This is a genomic window from Phaeobacter sp. PT47_59 (assembly GCF_028890025.1).
Lineage (GTDB): Bacteria > Pseudomonadota > Alphaproteobacteria > Rhodobacterales > Rhodobacteraceae > Phycobacter.
The window spans coordinates 138,579-158,802 of sequence record NZ_JARCJL010000010.1 but is presented as its reverse complement, the minus strand read 5'-3'; the positions used below and the strand labels follow the sequence as shown (position 1 = coordinate 158,802).

Annotated in this window: 23 protein-coding genes; 10 read left to right on the top strand and 13 right to left on the bottom strand. The window is 64.3% G+C overall.

Annotation, left to right across the window (positions count from 1 at the left end):
- The first annotated feature begins 459 nt into the window (after positions 1–459).
- The 3 genes from cobG (at position 460) to PXK01_RS11785 (ending at position 3,984) form a co-directional block, all read left to right on the top strand.
- Complete coding sequence (cobG, locus tag PXK01_RS11795) at positions 460–1,866, top strand: precorrin-3B synthase (RefSeq protein ID WP_274860174.1); 1,407 nt, start codon at positions 460–462, stop codon at positions 1,864–1,866.
- 3 nt (positions 1,867–1,869) lie between these two features.
- The gene (locus PXK01_RS11790; protein ID WP_274849061.1) at positions 1,870–2,097 is read left to right on the top strand and encodes a hypothetical protein; all 228 of its coding nucleotides are present in this window, start codon (positions 1,870–1,872) and stop codon (positions 2,095–2,097) included.
- A 132-nt stretch (positions 2,098–2,229) separates the two neighbouring features.
- The gene (locus PXK01_RS11785) at positions 2,230–3,984 is read left to right on the top strand and encodes a diflavin oxidoreductase (protein ID WP_274860173.1); all 1,755 of its coding nucleotides are present in this window, start codon (positions 2,230–2,232) and stop codon (positions 3,982–3,984) included.
- Between the two features lie 92 nt (positions 3,985–4,076).
- Here the strand turns inward: PXK01_RS11785 and PXK01_RS11780 are convergent, their stop codons facing one another.
- From PXK01_RS11780 to ubiA, 3 genes are all read right to left on the bottom strand, one after another.
- Positions 4,077–4,391, bottom strand: a complete 315-nt coding sequence (locus PXK01_RS11780) for a hypothetical protein (protein WP_274849063.1) — start codon at positions 4,389–4,391, stop codon at positions 4,077–4,079.
- A complete protein-coding gene (locus PXK01_RS11775) occupies positions 4,388–6,391 on the bottom strand; it encodes an OmpA family protein (protein ID WP_274860172.1) in 2,004 nt (667 codons plus the stop codon). Before PXK01_RS11775 ends, PXK01_RS11780 begins: the two co-directional genes overlap by 4 nt.
- Before the next feature lie 61 nt (positions 6,392–6,452).
- Positions 6,453–7,415, bottom strand: a complete 963-nt coding sequence (gene ubiA / locus PXK01_RS11770) for a 4-hydroxybenzoate octaprenyltransferase (RefSeq protein ID WP_274860170.1) — start codon at positions 7,413–7,415, stop codon at positions 6,453–6,455.
- 12 nt (positions 7,416–7,427) lie between these two features.
- Between ubiA and PXK01_RS11765 the strand changes: the two genes are divergently transcribed.
- The 3 genes from PXK01_RS11765 to PXK01_RS11755 all read left to right on the top strand — a co-directional run bounded on the left by PXK01_RS11765 (position 7,428) and on the right by PXK01_RS11755 (position 10,198).
- Entirely contained in the window at positions 7,428–8,153 is a 726-nt protein-coding gene (locus tag PXK01_RS11765) for a 16S rRNA (uracil(1498)-N(3))-methyltransferase (protein WP_274860169.1), read from the top strand.
- Between the two features lie 79 nt (positions 8,154–8,232).
- Positions 8,233–8,760, top strand: a complete 528-nt coding sequence (locus PXK01_RS11760; protein WP_274860167.1) for a hypothetical protein — start codon at positions 8,233–8,235, stop codon at positions 8,758–8,760.
- 67 nt (positions 8,761–8,827) lie between these two features.
- Positions 8,828–10,198 (top strand): glutamate--cysteine ligase, encoded by a 1,371-nt coding sequence (locus tag PXK01_RS11755; RefSeq protein ID WP_274860165.1) that lies wholly within the window; start codon positions 8,828–8,830, stop codon positions 10,196–10,198.
- A gap of 113 nt (positions 10,199–10,311) precedes the next feature.
- On the opposite strand, the gene PXK01_RS11750 is transcribed toward PXK01_RS11755, so the two are convergent.
- The 5 genes from PXK01_RS11750 to PXK01_RS11730 all read right to left on the bottom strand — a co-directional run bounded on the left by PXK01_RS11750 (position 10,312) and on the right by PXK01_RS11730 (position 13,180).
- A complete protein-coding gene (locus PXK01_RS11750) occupies positions 10,312–11,121 on the bottom strand; it encodes a fatty acid desaturase (RefSeq protein WP_274849069.1) in 810 nt (269 codons plus the stop codon).
- A 21-nt stretch (positions 11,122–11,142) separates the two neighbouring features.
- Entirely contained in the window at positions 11,143–11,544 is a 402-nt protein-coding gene (locus tag PXK01_RS11745; RefSeq protein ID WP_274849070.1) for a hypothetical protein, read from the bottom strand.
- A gap of 18 nt (positions 11,545–11,562) precedes the next feature.
- Positions 11,563–11,997, bottom strand: a complete 435-nt coding sequence (locus PXK01_RS11740; protein ID WP_274860163.1) for a hypothetical protein — start codon at positions 11,995–11,997, stop codon at positions 11,563–11,565.
- A gap of 34 nt (positions 11,998–12,031) precedes the next feature.
- On the bottom strand, positions 12,032–12,565 hold the full coding sequence (locus tag PXK01_RS11735) for a GbsR/MarR family transcriptional regulator (protein ID WP_274860162.1): 534 nt from the start codon (positions 12,563–12,565) through the stop codon (positions 12,032–12,034).
- 138 nt (positions 12,566–12,703) lie between these two features.
- Positions 12,704–13,180, bottom strand: coding sequence for a YHS domain-containing (seleno)protein (locus PXK01_RS11730; RefSeq protein ID WP_274849073.1), 477 nt, complete (start codon positions 13,178–13,180; stop codon positions 12,704–12,706).
- Positions 13,181–13,515: 335 nt separating this feature from the next.
- Between PXK01_RS11730 and PXK01_RS11725 the strand changes: the two genes are divergently transcribed.
- Positions 13,516–14,232 carry a GGDEF domain-containing protein gene (locus PXK01_RS11725; protein WP_274860161.1) on the top strand — a complete coding sequence of 239 codons (717 nt, stop codon included), beginning with the start codon at positions 13,516–13,518 and terminating at the stop codon, positions 14,230–14,232.
- 3 nt (positions 14,233–14,235) lie between these two features.
- Here the strand turns inward: PXK01_RS11725 and plsY are convergent, their stop codons facing one another.
- From plsY to PXK01_RS11700, 5 genes are read right to left on the bottom strand one after another with little or no spacing between them, the layout of a single operon-like run.
- The gene (plsY, locus tag PXK01_RS11720) at positions 14,236–14,841 is read right to left on the bottom strand and encodes a glycerol-3-phosphate 1-O-acyltransferase PlsY (protein WP_274860160.1); all 606 of its coding nucleotides are present in this window, start codon (positions 14,839–14,841) and stop codon (positions 14,236–14,238) included.
- On the bottom strand, positions 14,841–16,151 hold the full coding sequence (gene pyrC, locus PXK01_RS11715) for a dihydroorotase (protein WP_274860159.1): 1,311 nt from the start codon (positions 16,149–16,151) through the stop codon (positions 14,841–14,843). The genes plsY and pyrC overlap by 1 nt, the downstream gene beginning before the upstream one ends.
- Positions 16,148–16,531, bottom strand: a complete 384-nt coding sequence (locus tag PXK01_RS11710) for a hypothetical protein (protein ID WP_274860157.1) — start codon at positions 16,529–16,531, stop codon at positions 16,148–16,150. Before PXK01_RS11710 ends, pyrC begins: the two co-directional genes overlap by 4 nt.
- 1 nt (position 16,532) lies before the next feature.
- Entirely contained in the window at positions 16,533–17,066 is a 534-nt protein-coding gene (locus PXK01_RS11705) for a hypothetical protein (RefSeq protein WP_274860156.1), read from the bottom strand.
- 5 nt (positions 17,067–17,071) lie between these two features.
- On the bottom strand, positions 17,072–18,052 hold the full coding sequence (locus tag PXK01_RS11700; protein WP_274860154.1) for an aspartate carbamoyltransferase catalytic subunit: 981 nt from the start codon (positions 18,050–18,052) through the stop codon (positions 17,072–17,074).
- Positions 18,053–18,208: 156 nt separating this feature from the next.
- Here PXK01_RS11700 and PXK01_RS11695 point away from each other — a divergent pair, with 156 nt between their 5' ends.
- From PXK01_RS11695 to PXK01_RS11685, 3 genes are read left to right on the top strand one after another with little or no spacing between them, the layout of a single operon-like run.
- A complete protein-coding gene (locus tag PXK01_RS11695; RefSeq protein WP_274849080.1) occupies positions 18,209–18,985 on the top strand; it encodes a uracil-DNA glycosylase in 777 nt (258 codons plus the stop codon).
- 13 nt (positions 18,986–18,998) lie between these two features.
- On the top strand, positions 18,999–19,601 hold the full coding sequence (locus tag PXK01_RS11690) for a metallophosphoesterase family protein (protein WP_274860153.1): 603 nt from the start codon (positions 18,999–19,001) through the stop codon (positions 19,599–19,601).
- Positions 19,594–20,214 (top strand): LysE family translocator, encoded by a 621-nt coding sequence (locus PXK01_RS11685; RefSeq protein WP_274860152.1) that lies wholly within the window; start codon positions 19,594–19,596, stop codon positions 20,212–20,214. Before PXK01_RS11690 ends, PXK01_RS11685 begins: the two co-directional genes overlap by 8 nt.
- The last annotated feature ends 10 nt before the right edge of the window (positions 20,215–20,224 follow it).

Sequence of the window (20,224 nt, the reverse complement as noted above, 5' to 3'; positions counted from 1 at the left end):
ATGCTGCGGTGCAGAATCGTCGGGACGGATCGCTGACACTGGGCGCCGGTATTTATCGGCTTGCGCGGCGCGAAGGGCGTCAGGAGATGGCCGTTTGCGGAGCGGGCAGGAGCAGGGATTGCCCCCATTCCGATCGCATCTGCGTATTATTCAGCCGCCCACAGGCAGAAAGCACGTATCTGACCGGGATTTTGCATCCGCTGCTTGCCTCAGCCGCGGGCTGTGCTTTGCTTGCCCTAATAAACGCACAGCTCAGCATCCCGGACGACGAGGTCCGACGCAGCAGAGGTGATGCGGCCTGCCCCAGTCGGACAGCGCCGTCCGGTGAATGAGTTGGCAAGTGCCTCGGGCCTTCGGGCGAGCAGCATTGCAGATCTCTCCCCGCGCGCATGCGCGACCTTCAGAAACAACCGTTCATGCGGCTGGACCGCAGTGTTCGTGGATTATGGAACCAGGAAAATGTCTCAAGCCGCGACAGGATTTACCGATGAACAGCAACGCTACCTGATCGACGTTCTCACCAGGCTCAACCTCAATCAGGCCTTTCAGTCGGGTGGCGGCCCCTCCGAACACGAAGAGATCAGCGTTTACGGTGTGCCGCTGGACGACCTAGCAAAGGAAGAGGTCGCGAAATTCAACATGCATCCGCTGGACATGTGGCACATGGTCGAGAAATGGGAGGCCGAGGGCCATCAGGCCGCCGGTCTCGATAACTTTCTGCTGCGCCACCTGGGCTTCTTTGACGTTCGGCCCGCGCAGGAGGGCTATATGATGCGGATGCGCTGCCCCGGGAACATCATACGGGGCGACCAGATAATGGTACTGGGCGACATCGCCAAGGATCACGCGGGTGGCTATGCACATGTAACCACACGGGGCAGCCTGCAACTGCGCGAAATCATGCCCGGCAACGTCATCCCGATTATTGAAAAGATGCAAAGCGTAGGGCTGACCGCGCAGGGCACCGGGGCTGACAGCGCGCGCAACCTGACCCTGTCGCCGCTTGCCGGTTTCGATCCGCTGGAGCTGATCGATCTGCGCCAGCAGGTGTCTCGGCTCAGTCTGCGCATTCTGCGCACGCGGCAATTGCAGGGCATCCCGCGAAAGTTCAACATCTCCTTCGACGGGGCGGGCTATATCTCCTGCGTTTCCGATACCAATGACATCAGCTTTCAGGCCGTCGAGATCGGCGAGAACGATCACGGGATCGCGCCGGGGATCTGGCTGCGCATCGCGCTGGGCGGGATCACCGGCCACAAGGATTTTGCGCGCCGTACCGGGCTGGCCTGCCGTCCCGAAGAAGCGGTCGATGTGGCCGAGGCAATGTTGCGCGTCTTTGTCGCACATGGCAACCGTACAAATCGCGGCAAGGCGCGCCTGAAATATCTGCTGGAAGGGAAGGGTGTCGATTGGTTCTGCCAGATGGCGCAGGAGAAGCTGGACGCACAGGAGCGGGGTGTGGTGCTTACCCGCTTGCCGGACGGCATCGAGGCCCCCCGGATGCCGGTGGCACGTCAGGCCCATATCGGCGTCCACAAGCTGAAGGACGGCTTGAACTACATCGGTGTCGCCCTGGAGTTGGGCCGCATGTCCGCCGAGCAGATGCACGCGCTGGGCCGGATTGCGATGACCCATGGCTGCAATGACATGCGCCTGACGGTCTGGCAGAACCCGCTGATCCTGGGCGTGCCAGACACTGCGGTGGCCGAGGTCCAGCGGGATCTTGCCGCAATCGGTCTCAGCGATGCGGCCAGTGCCTTTGCCGCGGGTGCCGTGGCCTGCACGGGCAAATGGGCCTGCAAGCTGGGGCTGGCCTACACAAAGGCCGATGCGCAATCCATCGTATGCCATCTGCAAAGCAAATAAAGGTTGGACACTCCGATCAACATCCACCTCACGGGCTGTCCGAATTCCTGCGCCCAGCACTATATCGGCGATATCGGCCTGGTCGGCACGACCGCACCGGGGGGCGGCGAGGGCTATAACATCGTGCTGGGCGGCGGGTCGGATACCGATCAGGGGCTTGCCCGGCCGCTGTGTGGTCCGGTGCCCAGCGCCGCGGTCCGTGACATTCTCGATCACGTGGTGGGCCGCTAAATGGCCGAGCGTCGCTCGCAGCAGAGCTTTCTCGATTTCACCCGCAGCTTGAGCGACGAGGAGCTGAAGCGCCTGGTGCCGCAGGGCTTTGCGATCGCCAGTTAACAGAGTGACTGAACCGGATATCCCATCATGACTGCTCAAGACCCCAAAATTCTGGAAAACCTGGCAACCGCGATTGGCCAGGCTCACGGCACCGCCCCGGCGACATTCATCCCCGAGGATGCCCCCTTTGACGAGGCGCAGCGCCACTGGCTGAATGGCCTGCTCAGCGGATTGCACGCGATTGCCTCGGCGGTGGCTGGCGGCGGTCCGGAGGCCGAGGTGGGCACCGCGCTGACCATTCTCTATGGCTCGCAGTCGGGCAATGCCGAAGCGCTCTCCAAGGATCTGCGCAGGGTCTCGAAAACCCGAGGATTCGAGGCGACGGTGGCGGCGCTGGATGATCTGCAGATCTCGGACCTTGCGGCGATCAATCACCTGCTGATCGTGGCGGCCACCTTTGGCGAGGGCGAGCCCACCGACAATGCGGTCAAGTTCTGCGCTGCCTTGCTGGACGACGCCGCGCCCGATCTGCCCGCGACGCTGAACTACAGCGTCCTTGGGTTGGGGGATTCCAGCTATGCGGATTTCAACAAGACGGCCAGCGACATCGACCGTCGCCTGGGCGAGCTGGGCGCGACCCGGGCGGCCGAGGCCGCGTTCTGCGATGTGGATTTCGACGATGGCTATGCTGCCTGGCGCGAGGCCGCCCTTGCCAGCGATCCGTTCAAGAGCGCCGCTGGCGCCGCCTCGGCGCCGGAGCCGGTTACCGCAGGCCCCGCCTTTGACAAGAACCATCCGTTCATGGCCACGTTGACGGTATCAGAGCGGTTGAGCGGTGCGGGATCGGCCAAATGCGTCAATCATATCGAACTGTCGCTGGCCGGCGCCGGGGCGGATCTGGATTATGCCGTTGGCGACGCCTTGGGTGTCTGGCCGATGAACTGCCCCAGGGAGGTGCAGGAGATCCTGACCGCCACCGGCCTGAGCGGGAAGGAGGTCGTCGAGCTGAAAACCGGCCCGGCGCCGCTGCGCGCGGCCTTGCTGACGCGGCGTGACGTGCAGACCGTGACGCCGAAAACGCTCGAGACCTGGGGCGTCGAGCCATCAGCGGGGGATGTCCATCTCATCGACCTGCTGAAAGCCGGGCTGGCGCTGGACGCGCAGGGGCTGGTCGACGGGATGCGCGCCTTGCAGCCGCGACTCTACTCGATTTCCTCCAGCCCCAAGGCGCATCCGGGCGAGGTGCATCTGACTGTGGGCGAAGTGCGCTACGCCATGCATGAGAGCGACCGAAAGGGCGTGGCATCGACCTATCTCGGGGAGCGGCTGCCCGAAGGCGGCAGCATCGGCGTCTATGTGCAGAAATCGGCCCATTTCCACCTTCCCGATGACGACGGGGTGCCGCTGATCATGATTGGACCCGGCACCGGAATTGCCCCCTTCCGCGCCTTCCTTGAAGAGCGCGCGGCGCGCGGCGCCGAGGGGCGGAACTGGCTGTTCTTCGGAGATCAGCACGAGGCTTGCGATTTCCTCTACCGCGAACAGATAGAAGCCTGGAGCGAAAGCGGTGTTCTGGACAGGGTCAGCCTGGCCTGGTCCCGTGACGGGGCTGAAAAGGTCTATGTGCAGACCCTGCTGAAGGAGAACGGCCCCGAGGTCTACGACTGGCTGGAGAAGGGTGCCGCACTCTATATCTGCGGTGATGCCAGCCGTATGGCGGCGGATGTCGATCGCATCCTGCGGGAGATCATTGCGCAACAGGGCGGCAAATCCGATGCGGAGGTCGCCGCCTATATGGAGGCCCTTGCCGCATCGCACCGCTATCAGCGGGATGTCTACTAGGCTGAGGATCAGGTAGGTCGTGTCGCGACCACGTGTCGGCCACTATATGGCCAGTGGTGGCCGACAGTGACCGTGATGACTGAGGTGGGACCCTAGTGATTGAGGTGGGCGCGCAGCTCTTCGGCTTCGCGCCGGGCGTCGCGCAGCCCCTCCATGGCGGCGTTCAGCTCTGCCTCGGTCTGGGTCAGCTGGTTGGTCAGCTCCGCTTCACGCTGCTGCAGGTAGGTGATGGCCTGATCGCGGGTTTCCTCGGCCTCGTGCAGCTCCTGGCTCATGCGGTCCAGATCGGCGACATCGCTTTGGCGCACGCGGGTGAAGCGATGTACCAGCCAGTTTGCGAACCAGCCCATGGCAAAGGCGGCAAACAGGATGATGGCGGTGGTGAGGATGAACTCTGTTCTGTTCATTGGTCCGATGTCTCCTGTTGCGTGTCATCATCTGTCGGCGCGTCTTCCTCGGGAAGCCCCTCAGGCGGGCCTTCCGGGGGGCTTGCCTCATCGGGGCTCTCTTCCAGATCCACGGTGGCCGGCGGGTTTTCGGCGGCGCTGTCCAGCAAGGTTTCTTCCTGGTCGCTCTCGGTGGTGCCCGTCGTGGGCAGCATCAGGCGGAATTCGATGCGCCGGTTGGCTTCGCGCCCTTCTTCCGTGTCATTGGGCGCGATGGGAGTGCTTTCGCCATAGCCGCGCGCCACATAGGTGGAGGTCAGGATCCGCCGGGCGCGCAGTTCGTTCAGCACCGATTGCGCCCGCGCCTGGCTCAGGTTCTGGTTCATCTCCTCGCGGCCCTGACTGTCGGTATGGCCCTGGATTTCCAGCCGGATCGGGCCGCATTCCTCCAGGATCGCGGCGATCTGATCGAGGATCACGCCACTGTCGGCCTGCACCGTGGCCGAGCCGGGTTCGAAACTGATCTTGCCCGCTTTCATCTGCACGCCGGCCAGTTCCGCCTGGCAGAGCTCCGGTGCCATGGGCTGGTCTTCCGGCGCGGGGGGCTCTTCGTAGGTGACATCCAGCGCGTAGGTCTCTGCCTCGCCGAGCTTGGTCGACAGGAACCGGGCGATCTCTGCCGGGGCGTCCTCGCGATGGCTCATGCCGCGCAGATCCAGGTTGTCCGGGGTCACGGTCACGGCACCCCGTTGCAGGTAAGAGAGCACCTCAAGGCCCGCCAGGACCCGCACCGGCCAGTCGGCGGGCAGCCCCTCGGCGATCCGTGTGGCCGTGTAGACGTTGTCCGAGCCGAACCGCGCCCGGGCATAGCTGTCGGCGATGGTGCGGGTGCTGGCGTCGGTGATGCGCCCGCGCAGTTGCACCTGCCCTTCGGGGCTGAGTGTTGCGGTGAACTCCGGCGCCCCCGCTGCGGCGGCGGTCTCCGGCACGGGCAGCACCGCATGCAGGGCAAAGACCTGCGGCAGGGCCGTTTCCAGCTCTCCCACCACTTTGTCGAACTGCGCTTCCTGGGTGCCTTCGGCGGCAACCAGGGTGATATCGGCATTGGCGATGGTGACAGACCCCTGACCCAGCGCGGCCAGGCTCTGGATGCTGCGTTCGGCGGCCTCGGCCCATTTGGGCGAGGGAACCCCCATACCGATCACGCAGGTGGCCTCTCCCTCAAGTCCGGCGGCACGGGCGGCGGCCAGGATGCGGGTGCGGCTTTCTTCGCTTTCGGCAGAGCAGGCATCGAAATGGGCGCCGTCCTCGGAAATCAGGAACCGCAGGGTAAAGGGGGTGATCACCGGCCGCGGTGCCGTGATGTCCAGGTTGATGCGGATCTGCGGCGGTGCCATGCGGGCCAGTTGCCGTTCAAAGCTGCTGCGCTCGGCGACACTGTCGGCGATGGCCGTGATCGAAACCGCCCCCGCCGTGACCGAGATTTTGGCGCGCGGCAGCAAAGCCAGGGCTTCAAGCGCGAAACGCATCGAGGCTTCCCACTCTCCCGGCGCGGGGTAATCGGCGGCCTCCAGAAGATCGCGGACCTTCTGGCTGTCCTTTCGGGCCAAGTCCTGCAGGTCCTCGACCAGGTCCTCGCGAGAGATGGAGAGCGGGATCAGGCCGCTGATCGAGATCCCGCTGTCGTTGCGCAGGATCTCGGCGGAAAAGCGCGGTGGTGCCAGACCGGCGGCCGGGGGGACGGTGATGTCGTCAATCACCCGCGCCGCATCGACGACGCTGCCGACCAGGGAAATGGCGGCAAATCGGGTGGCCTCGTCCGGGGCGGTGCCCTGCAGAGTCACGCGCAGCCCGTCGGCGGTCACCTCGGCCCAGTGCATGCCGGTCACATCCAGGGTGCGGCGCACCTCACGTTCGCTGCCACGTTCCACGGCAGTGACGGCGAAGCTGGCGGCCACCAGGCTCAATCCCGCCGCTGCAGCGAAGGAGAGGGTCGGGATCAGAAGGGACGACAGGCGCATTGAGACAGCATTCCGCGAGAAGGTTGGGCATTGTCATACAGGCCCAGGCTGGTCGGTTCAATCATGCGAAACTGGCTGCGGCAAAGAAGATGAGCGGAATCAAGCCGGTATCGCGGTTGAGCCGGAAGAGTTGCAGCAGGCGTGGGTTGTTGTCGGGATCAAAGGCCCTCAGCTGCCAGGTCATGTGCCAGCCCATTGCCCAGGGACCGGCAAGCGCCAGCAGCAGGGTGACAAGGCTGGCGTCCTTGCGTGCGGCCATCACGACAGCAAGCGCCATCAGGCTGACGGTGGCCACGATGAAGCGGCGCAGCCAGCGCGGGCTGTTGTCGCCAAACAGGCGGGCGGTGGATTTCACCCCGATCAGCGCGTCATCCTCGGTGTCCTGATGGGCGTAGATGGTGTCGTAGAACAGCGTCCAGGCGATGCCGGCCAGATAAAGGACCACCGGTGGCCAGGCCAGCGATCCGGTATGGGCCACCCAGCCCAGCAAGGCGCCCCAGTTGAACGCAAGGCCGAGAAACACCTGCGGCCACCAGGTGAAGCGTTTGGCAAAGGGGTAGACGGCGACGGGCAGAAGCGCCAGCACGCCCATGGCGATGGCGGCCCAGTTGAAGGTGAGAAGGATGGCAAAGGCCACCAGCGCCTGCAGCCCCATCCAGATCACGGCGCCCTTTACCGTGACCTGCCCCGAGGGGATCGGGCGCGAGCGGGTGCGCTCGACCGCGCCATCGAAATCGCGGTCGGTGATATCGTTCCAGGTGCAGCCCGCCCCGCGCATCAGCCAGGCGCCAAAGCCGCAGGCGACAAAGATCCAGGCGTCCTGCCAAACCGGGGTTTCATCCCAGAGGATCGCCAGCGCCAGCCCCCACCAGCAGGGGATCAGCAGCAGCCAGGTGCCGATGGGCCGGTCGGCCCGGCTGAGGCGCAGATAGGGGCGGCTCCAGGCGGGCGCATGGGTGTCGACCCAATTGCCCTTGACCGCATCCGCGACTTGACCATCTGGTGTTGGCGATTGCCCTTGCATATGTAGGACCTCATGACTGCGAAGATCAGACTGTATGTAGAGCACCCCTTGGGGGCAGGGCAAACCATTCCTGTGGACCGTGACCAGGCCCATTACCTGTTCGGCGTGATGCGGCAGGGGGTGGGGGCCAGGGTCGCCCTGTTTAACGGGCGCGATGGCGAATGGCTGGCCGAGGTTGCCGAGGCGGGCAAGCGTGGCGGCGCGCTGATCTGCCTTGAGCAGAGCCGCCCCTTGCAGATGCCGCCGGACCTGTGGCTGCTGTTTGCGCCGATCAAGAAGGCGCGCACCGATTTCATCGTCGAAAAGGCCGCCGAGATGGGGGCTGCGCGCATCCTGCCGGTGCAGACAGAGTTCACCAATTCCGAGCGAATCCGCCAGGACCGCTTGCAGGCCCATGCGGTAGAGGCGGCCGAGCAATGCGGCGGCACCTTCGTGCCCGAGGTCGCCGACCTGCAGAAATTGTCGCGCCTGCTGGATCACTGGCCGGAAGTACGCCAGCTGATGTTCTGCGACGAGGCCGAGGTGGGCAATGCGCTGCAACTGGCCGCCGCAAGCCACAAGGGCGCGCCCTGGGCCATCCTGATCGGTCCCGAAGGCGGGTTTTCCGAAGCCGAGCGCAAGCGCCTCCATGCCATGGCGCAATCCCATGTGGTCAGCCTTGGCCCGCGCATTCTGCGGGCGGATACGGCAGCGGTGGCGGCAATGACCCTGTGGCAGCAGGCTCTGGGGGATTGGTGATGGATAAGCGGGTCCGGACGGCAAAACATCGGCGCGGGTTCACTGTGCCGCTGTGCACAGGCAATGCGGAGAGCTGCACATGAGTTTCATCCGACCTGAGGCGCGGGCCACCCTGTGGCGCTGGCGCGAGTTGATCGTGGCGGTGCTGATGCTGCTGATCGGTCTCAAATGGGCCTACACATCCTATGGGTTTACGGCGGTGACCGGCTGGGCGCTGATCCTGGTCGGCCTGGTGCTATTGGTGATCGGTGCGCAGCGGCTCAGGTTTCGGCTGGGTGCAGGCGGACCCGGCGTCGTGCAGGTGGATGAGGGGCAGATCGCCTATTTCGGCCCGCTGACGGGCGGCGCGGTGGCCGCGTCCGAGATCGAGCGGCTCAGGCTTGATCACACCTCCAAACCGCCGCATTGGGTGCTGGAACAACCCGGTCAGGCACCGCTGGCGATCCCTGTGAATGCCGAAGGCCATGAGGCGCTGTTTGATGTGTTCGCCGCGCTTCCGGGCCTCAAAACAGAGCGGATGCTGACAGAGTTGCGCAAGGTCGGCGCTCACCAGGTCGTGATCTGGGAGCGCAGCCCAAGCCGCCCATCGAACCAAAGGCTGCATTGACACCGGCGGCTTTTCCCCTCACTCCTGACCGCCGAAACGAGCGAAACAACAGGACGGAGTGTCCGGCATGTCCATTCCCCAGTCCGGCGGCGGGCCGATCGAACGCCACGAACAGATGGCCGAATACCTGGCTTCCGGCTGCAAGCCGCGCGCCGATTGGCGCATCGGCACCGAGCACGAGAAGTTCGGCTATTGCAAGGACACTCTGAAGCCGCTGCCCTACGAGGGGACGCGCTCGATCCTGGCGGTTCTGGAAGGGCTGCGCGACAGCTATGGCTGGTCGCCGGTGACCGAGGGCGGCAATCTGATCGGTCTCACCAAGGATGGCGCCAACGTCAGCCTTGAGCCCGGCGGTGCAGTGGAGCTCTCCGGCGCCCCGTTGGAGACCATCCACGAGACCTGCGACGAGGTGAACGCCCACCTGCGCGAGGTGAAGGAGATCGCCGACAAGATCGGTGTGGGTTTCATCGGTCTGGGCGCCGCGCCGATCTGGAGCCACGAGGAAATGCCGCTGATGCCCAAGGGGCGCTACCGGCTGATGAACGATTACATGACCAAGGTCGGCACCATGGGCCGCGCCATGATGCGCCGGACCACCACGGTGCAGGTGAACCTCGATTTCGCCTCCGAAGCCGACATGGTGCAGAAACTGCGCGTGGCGCTGGCGCTGCAGCCGGTGGCAACCGCGCTGTTCGCCAACTCTCCCTTCTTCGAGGGCAAGCCCAACGGCCAGAAATCCTGGCGTAGCACCATCTGGCGCCACCTCGACGATGCGCGCACCGGCATGCTGCCCTTCGTCTTCGAGGAGGGCATGGGATTTGAGCGCTACGTGGACTATGCGCTCGATGTGCCGATGTATTTTGTCTACCGCGACGGTCAGTACATCAACGCGCTGGGCCAGTCCTTCCGCGACTTCTTGAAGGGCGAGCTGCCCGCGCTGCCCGGGGAAACTCCGACGCTCAGCGATTGGGCCGATCACCTGACCACCGCCTTCCCCGAGGCGCGGATCAAGAAATACATGGAGATGCGCGGCGCCGATGGCGGCCCCTGGCGCAGGCTCTGCGCGCTGCCCGCCTTCTGGGTTGGCCTGATGTACGAGCAAAGCAGCCTCGATGCGGCCTGGGATCTGGTGAAGGGCTGGGATGCAGAGACCCGCGAGGCCCTGCGCGTGGGCGCTGCCGAACAGGCGCTGCAGGCCGAGGTGGGCGCGATCAAGATGCACGATCTGGCACGGCAGGTTCTGGAAATCTCCGAGGCGGGCCTCAAGGCCCGCGCCCGCGCCGGTGCAGGCGGCATGGTGCCGGACGAGACGCATTTCCTGAGCGCGCTGAAGGAGAGCATCGACAGCGGCAAGGTCCCGGCGGATGAGCTCTTGGAGCATTACCACGGCGACTGGAACGGCGATCTCACGCGCATCTACGCCGAATACAGCTACTGACAGGAAACTGCCGAAGGATTGGAAGGGGGCGCCGCTGAGACGCCCCTTTTTCCTGTTGTCTCGGCTCTTGCGGCGCCTGCAACGCTGGCGCGGGTGGCGCTGCCGCTTGCGGTCTAGGGCGCCTGATCAAGCCAGGGAACCACCGGCTGGCGGGCTTGGGCGTAGCCGGGGACCTGTGCATCCAGCCGGGCTGCAAGATCCGGCAGTCGGCTGACCGGCACCTTGGGAAAGAGGTGATGTTCGCGATGGTAGAACATCAGATAGGCGAGGCGGGCCAGGAACCCGCGTTGGCTCCGTCCTGCCTGTCCGGTCCTGGCCGTGCCCTGATGGGTGATCCAGACTGCAAAGAAGGCGGTCAGACATTGCGCCACGGCCATGGCCGCAAGGTGCAACATCAGGAAACCAGCGCCGCTTGAGACGAAGAGCGCAAGGACCAGGGCAACCCCCAGACCATCGCGCAGCATCCGCAACCGCCATTTGCGACCGCCGCCCTGCCAGCAGTGGCGGATCAGATCGAGCGGAAAGCGCGGACCGTAAAGCAGCACGTCACGGGCGCTCATGTGGCCGCAGTGGCCTTCAAGGTCGCCGGGACCCATGGCGTGGCGGTGGTGTTGCATATGGCTCCAGGCGACCGAGGAATTGCACCCCAGCATCAGAGCGCTGAGCAGATGCAACAACGCGATATCAAACCGCCGGGACAGGCCGAGATTGCCATGGATCGCCTCGTGGTTCAGGCGCAGGGCACAGAGAAAGAACATGAAACTTGCCAAGGCGCCCAGGGGCCAGAGCGGCGAGGCATAGAGCGCCCAGGACAGCGCCAGCCACGGCAGCGGCAGGGTGAGTTCGATCCCCTTTTGCCATGGGCGCAGGTCCAAGAGGTCTTGCCACGGCACGTGGACGGGAGCGGTCTCGCGGGGGTGCATGTCTTTTCCTTTCTTCAGGACCTATGCGGGGCTTGGGACAGGGGGCTGCGGGGCGGGTTGGGTCGGCCGAGCCGCAGTCATGGCCTCGCGGACCACGGCGCGCAGGGTGGCGACGGCATGGGTAAAGCCAAGGCCCAGGCAGATCGCGGCAAAGCCGAGGGCAGGCAAAAGGCTCGCGATGCCCATCGCGGGCAGCAGGCCCCGGCTTCCACTCGTCAGCAACGGGAGCGCTGCACCGATCAGCCCGACGCCGCCCACGGCGATCATGGCATAGCCGGTGGCGATGGTGACGCCCGCCGCCCGCGCGGCGCGGCCCGACTGCGGACAGTCGCCCAAGATGCTGGCGATCTTGAGGATCATCAGGGTCATGGCGGTGACCATGAGAAGGGCAAGGGTGAGGTAGGTTGCGATTTGAAACAGCATGGTGGGGGTCCTTTCGGATCAGAGGGTTTGTTTGTAGAAATCGCGTTCAAGCCGGGCGTAGAGCACGCCGCTGATGCAGCCCCAGACGGGGGCAAAGAAACAGCCGAAGATAAGGTAGATGCTGGAGCCGTCGACGTTGCCTTTGGTCAGGACAGCAATAAGAAAGATCGGCAGAAAGACTGCCAGATGGGTGACAAAGGCAAGCCAAGCCCAGTCGTAGGGCGTCACCCTGTGCTGTGCCATGTAGACCAACATCACCGGGATGCCGACGATCAGATAGACAGGCCCGCCCATTACGGTGGCAAAGGGCGCTATGATGGTTGGTAACCCGGCGATCCCCAGCAGCAGCGGCCCACCAATCATGGCGATGAAGAAGGCGACCGGGTCTACCAGATGGCGGTTTGCCGCCTTTAGAGGGAATGGAGTTTTCTGACTTGCAGTTATTTCTGTCATTTGTGAAATCTCCGGGCAAAATTTTTTGGCGGATCTAGTCGGATTTTCCGCCGGGCAGGAAACGCACCAGTTTCGATCCCATTTTCAGAACCGCCAGATGCACCGCGCGGGGCAGGCGGGAGAAGTCCATGTACCAGTCATCAAACATCTGCATCACACGCAGGGTCTCGCCCATGCGCGCCTTGATGACCTTGGGGGTGTTGTCCTCTTCGGCCTCGGCCATGATCTGTTCCAGGGCGCGCAAGGTGGGGGCGAATTCGCGCTCGCGCCGGGCGGCCACCACCGCATCCACCAGATCGAACATGTCGCGGATCGAGGTGAAATGATCGCGCCGGTCCCCCAGTTGCCGGGAGGATTTGACCAGCCCTTGCGCCTGCAACTCCTTCAGGCCATTGGAGACATTTGACCGCGCCAGGTTCAGCGTGCCGCAGATTTCCTCGGCCGTGAGCGCCTCGGGTGAGATATGCAAGAGCGCATGGATCTGAGCGACCGAGCGATTGACGCCCCATTTGGAGCCCATTTCCCCCCAGTGGAGGATGAAGTTCTGCATAGCGGGGGTGAGGTGCATTCGATCGGTCCTGAAATTTCTGTAATTTCAGAAAATACAGGATTGCGAGTCGTGTCAATGAAAAACGGCGGCAGGAAATCCTGCCGCCGGGTCTTGCGCGTCCGTGAGTGAGGTCGCGTTTTGGGAGGTGTCGGAACCTTACTGGTTCTGCAGCGCTGCCGGGTCCTTGTCGGCGATGTCGTCCCAGTTGGCGTCGGCCTTCTCGATGAAGCCCGCAACATCACCTTCCCAGCGCTTCTGGATGTCTTCCGCCAGGTTCAGGTACAGCTTGTTGTCGACGATTTTCCACAGGGTCGGGTCGCCGTCGAACTTGAAGCCCATGGCCGCACCGAAGGCGCAGTATCCGCCGTATTCCGGCAGGTAGGCTTCGGGGTTCTTTTCAAATGCAACTTTGTTTTCCTCGGAGGCGAAACGATATAGCGCCTCATTGTGGACCGAGGTGATTTTCCAGTTGCCGGGGGTCGGCTCACCAACGGTGAAATAGGCAACCGGGTCATAGCCCTGCAGCGCCAGACCGGTGGAGGAGGCATTGAGCTCAACGCCTGCCGCCATGGCCGACGTCGCCAGGGCAACCGAGAGTGCAACGCCGCTCACGAGGGTCTTGAAAGTGTTCATGGTTCCATCCTTTTCAAAAGAGGCCAGGGACGTAATGCTCCCTATTCTGGCCCAGGGGTCGTTATTCTGTGTGCAACCTGTTGCGGCTGTCACAGCACCCATGTGGAGGCAGAGGCGCTCACGTTCAAAACAACTCATTTTGACTGCGCCTGACGTCCATTTGACTTGTTCATGTCCGCACATCACAAGGCCGCGCGACGGTCGTGAGCACCCCGGTGAAAACTCCGCAGAACGGCCAAAATTGTCGCCTGAACGGACAAGGTTCTGCCAAACCTGAAGAGAGGGTTAACCAATGGATGCTAGGGTTCTGCCTGAGTGTTCGAGCAAGAGTAGCCATGTTGAAGATCCGCACTGATGCCGAAAAATGGCGGTACATCATCGCCGTATCCGCCATGGCGACCGTGCTCTCCGTGCTTTTGACCTGGGTGCTGCTGGGGGACAATCTGACGGTCGATATGCTGCGCGCGGCGATTCTCGGACCCTTGCTGATTGCGCCGCCCGCCTGCCTGATGTCCGCCCGCCGATCGCTGGAGATCTATCGTCTCAACCAGCGGCTGGAGCATCTCCTGGCCCATGATCAGATGACCAACCTGCTGACCCGCAGTCATTTCATGCGTCAGATGCATGAGATGGAGTCGGATTTCAGGGGTAGCTTCCTGATGCTGGATATCGATCTGTTCAAGAAGGTGAATGATACCTACGGCCATCTGGTCGGGGATGAGGTGATCCGCCAAGTGGCCGGGGTGATCCAGGATCATGTGCGCCGGGACGGGTTGGCGGCCCGCTACGGGGGCGAGGAATTCGTGGTCTGCCTGCCGCAACAGGACATGGAGGAGGCGGTCAAGCGCGCCGAAGAGATACGCCAGGCGGTGGAACGGAAGACCGTGAAGGTTTCGGGGGCGAACCTTGGCTGTACGATCTCCATCGGGCTTGGCTATGCCGATGGCCGCAAGACGGTTGAAGAGGTCCTCAAACGCGCCGATGAAGCGCTATATGCCGCCAAGAAGCAGGGCCGCAACCGGGTCAGCCTGCCACGGCAGGAGGCGGCCTAGATCCTATTTCTGGCCGATCTTTGGCTCGGTTCCCGCGCGAAGGCGCGCGATATTCTCGGAATGGCGCCAAAAGACGATCGCTGTCAGCGCAATGGTCAGGGCTACGACCTGTGGCGCGCCCAGCATCATAGCCCAGATTGGCGCCGCCAGCGCCGAAAGCAGCGCCGAGGCCGAGGACATGCGGGTCACCGCCGCGCCCGCCAGCCATGTCAGACAGGCTGCCACGCCCACGGGCCAGGCCAGCGCCAGCATCAGCCCCAGGAAGGTTGCAACCCCCTTGCCGCCCTTGAACCCCAGCCAGACCGGGAAGCAATGCCCCAGAAAGGCCGCAAGACCGGCCAGTTGCGCCGCATCCTCGCCAGCCATCAGGCGGGCCAGAACCACGGCGACGGCGCCCTTGCCGCCGTCCAGCAAGAGCGTCAGGAGTGCAGCCAGTTTCGAGCCTGTGCGCAGCACATTGGTGGTGCCGATATTGCCCGATCCGATCTCGCGCAGGTTGCCCAGCCCCATCAGGCGGGTCAGCACCAGACCGAATGGAATGGACCCCAGCCCATAGCCCACAACGGCCCAGAGCAAGAGTTGCACGAGGGAGGTTTCAAGGTTCGGCATCAGTCTCTCCGGAAGACGGGCGTGCCCGCCACATAGGTTGCCAGCACTCTGCCCTGCATCCGCTGCCCGTCAAAGGGGGTATTCTGCGATTTCGACTTCAGCGTGAAGCGATCGAGCACAAAGGGCACATCGGCATCGAACAGGATCAGGTCCGCAGGAGCCCCCGCCGCCAGTCGGCCAGAGGGCAGGCCCAGGCGTTTCGCCGGGTTCAGCGACATGGCCCTGAACAGGGTCGGAAGATCCAAGAGTTCGGCATGATAAAGGCGCAAGGCCGCGGGCAGCAGGGTCTCCAGCGCGACAGCGCCGGCGGCGGCTTCCTCAAAGGGCAGGCGCTTGCTCTCCTCGTCCTGCGGGGTGTGCATCGAAGAGATCGTATCGATCAGCCCGGTGCGCACTGCCTCGATCACCGCCAGCCGGTCCTCTTCGGATCTGAGCGGCGGCTTCACCTTGAAGAAGGTGCGGTAGTCGGCAACATCGAGTTCATTCAGTGTCAGGTGATGGATCGAGGTGCCAGCGGTGATATCAAGTCCGTTGGCCTTGGCGCGTTCCAGCGCGGGCAGGGCGCGGGCGGTGGTGATCTGGTCGGCGTGATAGCGCGCGCCGGTCATCTCCAGAAGCGCGATGTCGCGGTCCAGCCCCATACGTTCCGCCATCGGGGAAACCGCAGGCAGGCCGCGCAGGGTGGCGAACTTGCTGCTGCTGGCGGCAGTACCTGCGCTCAGGACCGGTTCCTGCGGGTGGGCAATGACCAGCGCTCCGCAGCTACGGGCATAGGTCAGCGCGCGGGAAAACACCTTGGTATTGGCCACCACGTGATCGCAGTCGGAAAAGGCAACGGCGCCCGCATCCATCAGAAAGCCGATCTCGGTCATCTCGCGCCCCTCGCGCCCCTTGGTGAGGGCGGCCATGGGCAACACATTGACCGGCGCATCCGCCTGGGCGCGGCGGGTGACGAATTCCAGCGTTTCGGGGCTGTCGATGGCGGGGCTGGTGTCCGGCCGCGTCACCATGGTGGTGACCCCGCCCGCCGCCGCCGCAAGGCCTGCGGTCTTGTAGCTTTCCTTGTGGCGCTCGCCCGGCTCGCAGACCTTTACGCCGATATCGACGATACCGGGCGCCAGGCATTTGCCGCCGCAATCGACGACCTCGGCCTTTTCGGGGTCAATGTTTCGTGCGCGAAACAGCTGCTCTGCCTGCGTACCCTCGGGCAGGATTTCGGCAATCTGACCGTCCGTTACCAGAACGGCCCCCGGCGCATCCGTTCCGGCCTCGGGGGCGATCAGGCGGGCATTGAGGAAAAGAGTGGTCATGCGCGGGCTCTTTCGATGGCTGAGAGGGTAGAGGCCGGATCGGCCTGGTATTTGATCAGGTGCTTGTCGCCACCCGTGGTGATGACCTGCACATAGCCGCCCATGGAACGGAGCGTTTCGATCTCAGGCAGCGGCACGCGGCGTTCGGCCGGGCCGGTCAGCTCCCCATCCGCGATGCGCCAGACGACGGCCAGTTCCTCGCTCGCCAGATACCAGCCGCGAAAGGAGATGGCGGCAAGTCCGCCGATGGCACCGGTCCAGATATGCGGATTGCCTGCGGCCCAGAGGACCCCCATGCCCGCCGCCATGGCAAAGGCGGCCATCCAGGCATGGGCGCGGATATAGGCGCTGCGGTCGGGGGTGAAGGTGATCTCATCCATATCAGGCCACCAGCAGGTAGAGGACAAGGAAGATCAGCCCCATCACCACGGCAAAGAGCGTGGCGCCGATGCGGCGCGCCTCGGCGCGGGCCTGGCGCGGCGGCAGTTTGGGCGCGGAATAGGGCTTGGCGCTGTCGGTCTTGATCGGCGGCGCGGTCCAGGTGGTGCCGGGGATGCCATAGGTGGCAAAAAGCTGGATCTGATCGGCGGGCGTCAGCCGCATCTCGCGCCCGCCAAAGGCACGCGAGCGGATCGCCATCACATGGCCGTCGAGCGCATCAAGGCGCTCCCGGTCCGCCGCGACCTGTTCTTCGGGCACGCCCATGCCCTCGGTCAGGTATCCTGTCAGGCCGATCTCCTCCAGGTCGCTCACCGGGAAGATATCGACCTGCTCCATGTCAAGCATGTCGATCCCCAGCACCTGCGCCAGGGCGCCGGGCTCTTTCAGGAAGGCCGCCTGTTCGGGGCGCATATCGAGCCGGAACAGACGGATCGCGCCATGTTCGCCCGCCGGGATATGGATGACGCCCTCCATCCGGGTCAGCCCGCCTGTTCCATGCGGTCGGCGCGAAGGTTGCGGGCCAGCAGGTCCATCGCCGCCATGCGCACGGCGACGCCCATCTCCACCTGTTCCTGGATGACCGAGCGGTTGATGTCATCGGCGATGGTGCCGTCGATCTCCACCCCGCGGTTCATCGGGCCGGGGTGCATGACGATGGCATCGGGCTTGGCCAGCGCCAGTTTTTCGGCGTCCAGCCCGTAGCGGTGGTAGTATTCGCGCTCGGATGGGATGAAGCCGCCGTCCATGCGCTCTTTCTGAAGGCGCAGCATCATCACCACGTCCACATCCTTCAGGCCTTCGCGCATGTCGTCATAGATCTCGGCGCCGAATTCGGCGAAATCACCAGGCACCAGGGTCGGCGGACCGATCAGGCGGATGCGGTTTTCCATCTTGCCCAGAAGGATCAGGTTCGAACGCGCCACGCGGGAATGGGCAATGTCGCCGCAGATCGCGATGTTGAGCCGATGCAGCCGCCCCTTGGCACGCCGGATCGTCAGCGCATCGAGCAAGGCCTGCGTCGGGTGCTCATGCCGCCCGTCGCCCGCGTTCAGCACCGCGCAGTTCACCTTTTGCGCCAGAAGGTCCACGGCGCCAGAATGGGGGTGGCGCACCACCAGAAGATCGGGATGCATGGCGTTCAGCGTCATCGCCGTGTCGATCAGCGTTTCACCCTTTTTGATGCTGGACGCCTGCATCGCCATGTTCATCACATCCGCGCCAAGACGCTTGCCGGCCAGCTCGAAACTGGCCTGGGTACGGGTGGAGTTCTCAAAGAACATGTTGATCTGCGTCAGCCCCGCCAGCACGTCCGAGTGTTTTTCGGGGCGGCGGTTCAGATCCACGTAAGTATCGGCCAGATCCAGGATCTCGGTGATCTCATGGGGCTTCAGGTGCTCGATCCCCAAAAGATGACGGGCTGCAAAACTGGGGCCGGGGGCTGCTGGGGAAACATGAGACATGAGGCGGGCTCCGCGCTGTTTGCGCGCCCTTATAGGCGGGGCGGCAAGGTCCGGCAAGGCGCTCCTGTATCGCTGCAGCCCGCGCGCCTGTTACCTCTTGTCCCGGCGCGCAAGTCTGTGGTTCCGCTTGGCGTCTGGGCAGAGTAGCTTTGCGCCATGGAATCGGCATTGGACTATTACAGCGCCCGGGCTTTGCTGGCCTGGCAGATCGAACTGGGCGCAACCGAGGCCCTGTGCGAAGAGCCTGTCAATCGCTACGAGCTGGAGCAGCAGGCGCCCAAAGCCGCCAGCGATGCGCGGCCCGATGCGGTGAAGCCCGGCCAGATCCAGCGCCCGCCCAAGGTCGACCCGGTGGAGCTTGCCCAAAAGGCTGCGCGCGGGGCGACCGCCCTGCCTGCCCTGCGCGAGGCGATGGCGGGGTTCGATCATTGCGAGCTGAAACGCGGCGCGCGCAACCTGGTGTTCTCGGACGGTCAGGCCGGCGCGCGCGTGATGATCATCGGAGAGGCGCCGGGCCGCGATGAGGATCGCGAGGGACGTCCTTTCGTGGGCCGCGCCGGGCAGCTTCTGGACAAGATGCTGGGCGCCATTGATCTGGCCCGCGACAAGAACGTCTATATCACCAATGTGCTGCCCTGGCGCCCGCCGCAGAACCGCGATCCGCTGCCAGCTGAAATCGCGATGATGGTGCCTTTCCTGAAACGCCACGTTGAGCTGGCCGAACCCGAAGTGCTGGTCTTGATGGGCAATATCAGCTGTCAGGCGGTGCTAGGCAAACGCGGCATCACCCGTCTGCGCGGGGAGTGGGATCAGGTCTGGGGAAAGCCGGTCATTCCGATGTTCCACCCGGCCTATCTGCTCCGCCAGCCCGCCCAGAAACGCGCCGCCTGGGCCGATCTTCTGGAGCTGAAGGCGCGGCTGACGGCCCTGTGATGAGAATTCGCCCATGAAAATCCTTGCCTTCTCCGACCTGCACCTGGCCCGCGCCCGCGCCGCCGATCTGGTTGCCGCCAGTGGCGACGCTGACCTCGTGGTGGGCGCCGGGGACTTCTGCAACGCGCGGCAGGGTCTGGATGAGGCGATGGAGCTGCTCTCGGGCATCGCCGCGCCCATGGTGATGGTGGCAGGCAATGCCGAAAGCGCCGATGAGCTGCGCGCCGTAGCACCCGCAAACGCCCATGTGCTGCACGGGGAAGGTGTGACAATCGAGGGCGTGACCTTCTGGGGGCTGGGCGGCGGCGTGCCGGAAACGCCTTTTGGCGCCTGGTCCTGGGATCTACCCGAGGCGGCGGCCGAGGCGCTGCTGGCGCCCTGCACGCAGGCGGATGTTCTGGTCACCCATTCGCCGCCCAAGGGGCTTGGCGATCTGACCTCCACCGGCCTCTCGGTCGGCTCTACCGCGATCCGGGCCGCGATCGAACGGCTGCAGCCGCAGCTGGCCCTTTTTGGGCACGTGCACGAGGCCTGGGGTGCCAGGGGGCAGATTGGCCGCACCGCCTTTGCCAACCTTGGACCCACGGCCAATTTCTTCGAGGTAGACAATGATTGATCCTTTGACCCTTCTTGCCTTTGTGCCCGCAGCGCTGGCGCTGAACCTCACGCCGGGGGCGGATATGATGTTCTGCCTTGGCCAGGGCTTGCGATCCGGACGTGGTGCCGCGGTGGCGGCCAGTGCCGGGATCACGGCGGGCTGTTTCGTGCATGTGGTGCTGGCGGGCCTCGGCCTGGGGGCTGCCGTAGCGGCGGTGCCGGGGCTGTTCGACGTGATCCGCTGGATCGGGGTGGCCTATCTCCTGTACCTGGCCTGGACCACCTTTCGCAGCGGGCCGGTAACGGGCGATGCCCCGGCGGTGCCCGCCGCGCGCGCCTTCCGCTCTGGCTTTCTGGTCAATCTCACCAACCCCAAGGTGATCCTCTTCGTTTTGGCCTTCATCCCGCAGTTCGTGGTGCCCGAGGCCGGACCGGTCCTGATGCAGTTCCTGGTCTTCGGCGCGATCCTTTCCATTGGCGGTTTCGTGATCAACGGCTTGGTCGGGATCTTTGCGGGCCAGGCCGGGCGGCGGCTGATCACCAACCCCGTGGCCGGGCGCTGGCTGGGGCGTATCTCTGGCGGTATCTTCGCGGGCCTCGCGCTGCGGCTCGCCATTCTTGAAAAAGCATGAGGTTCATAAG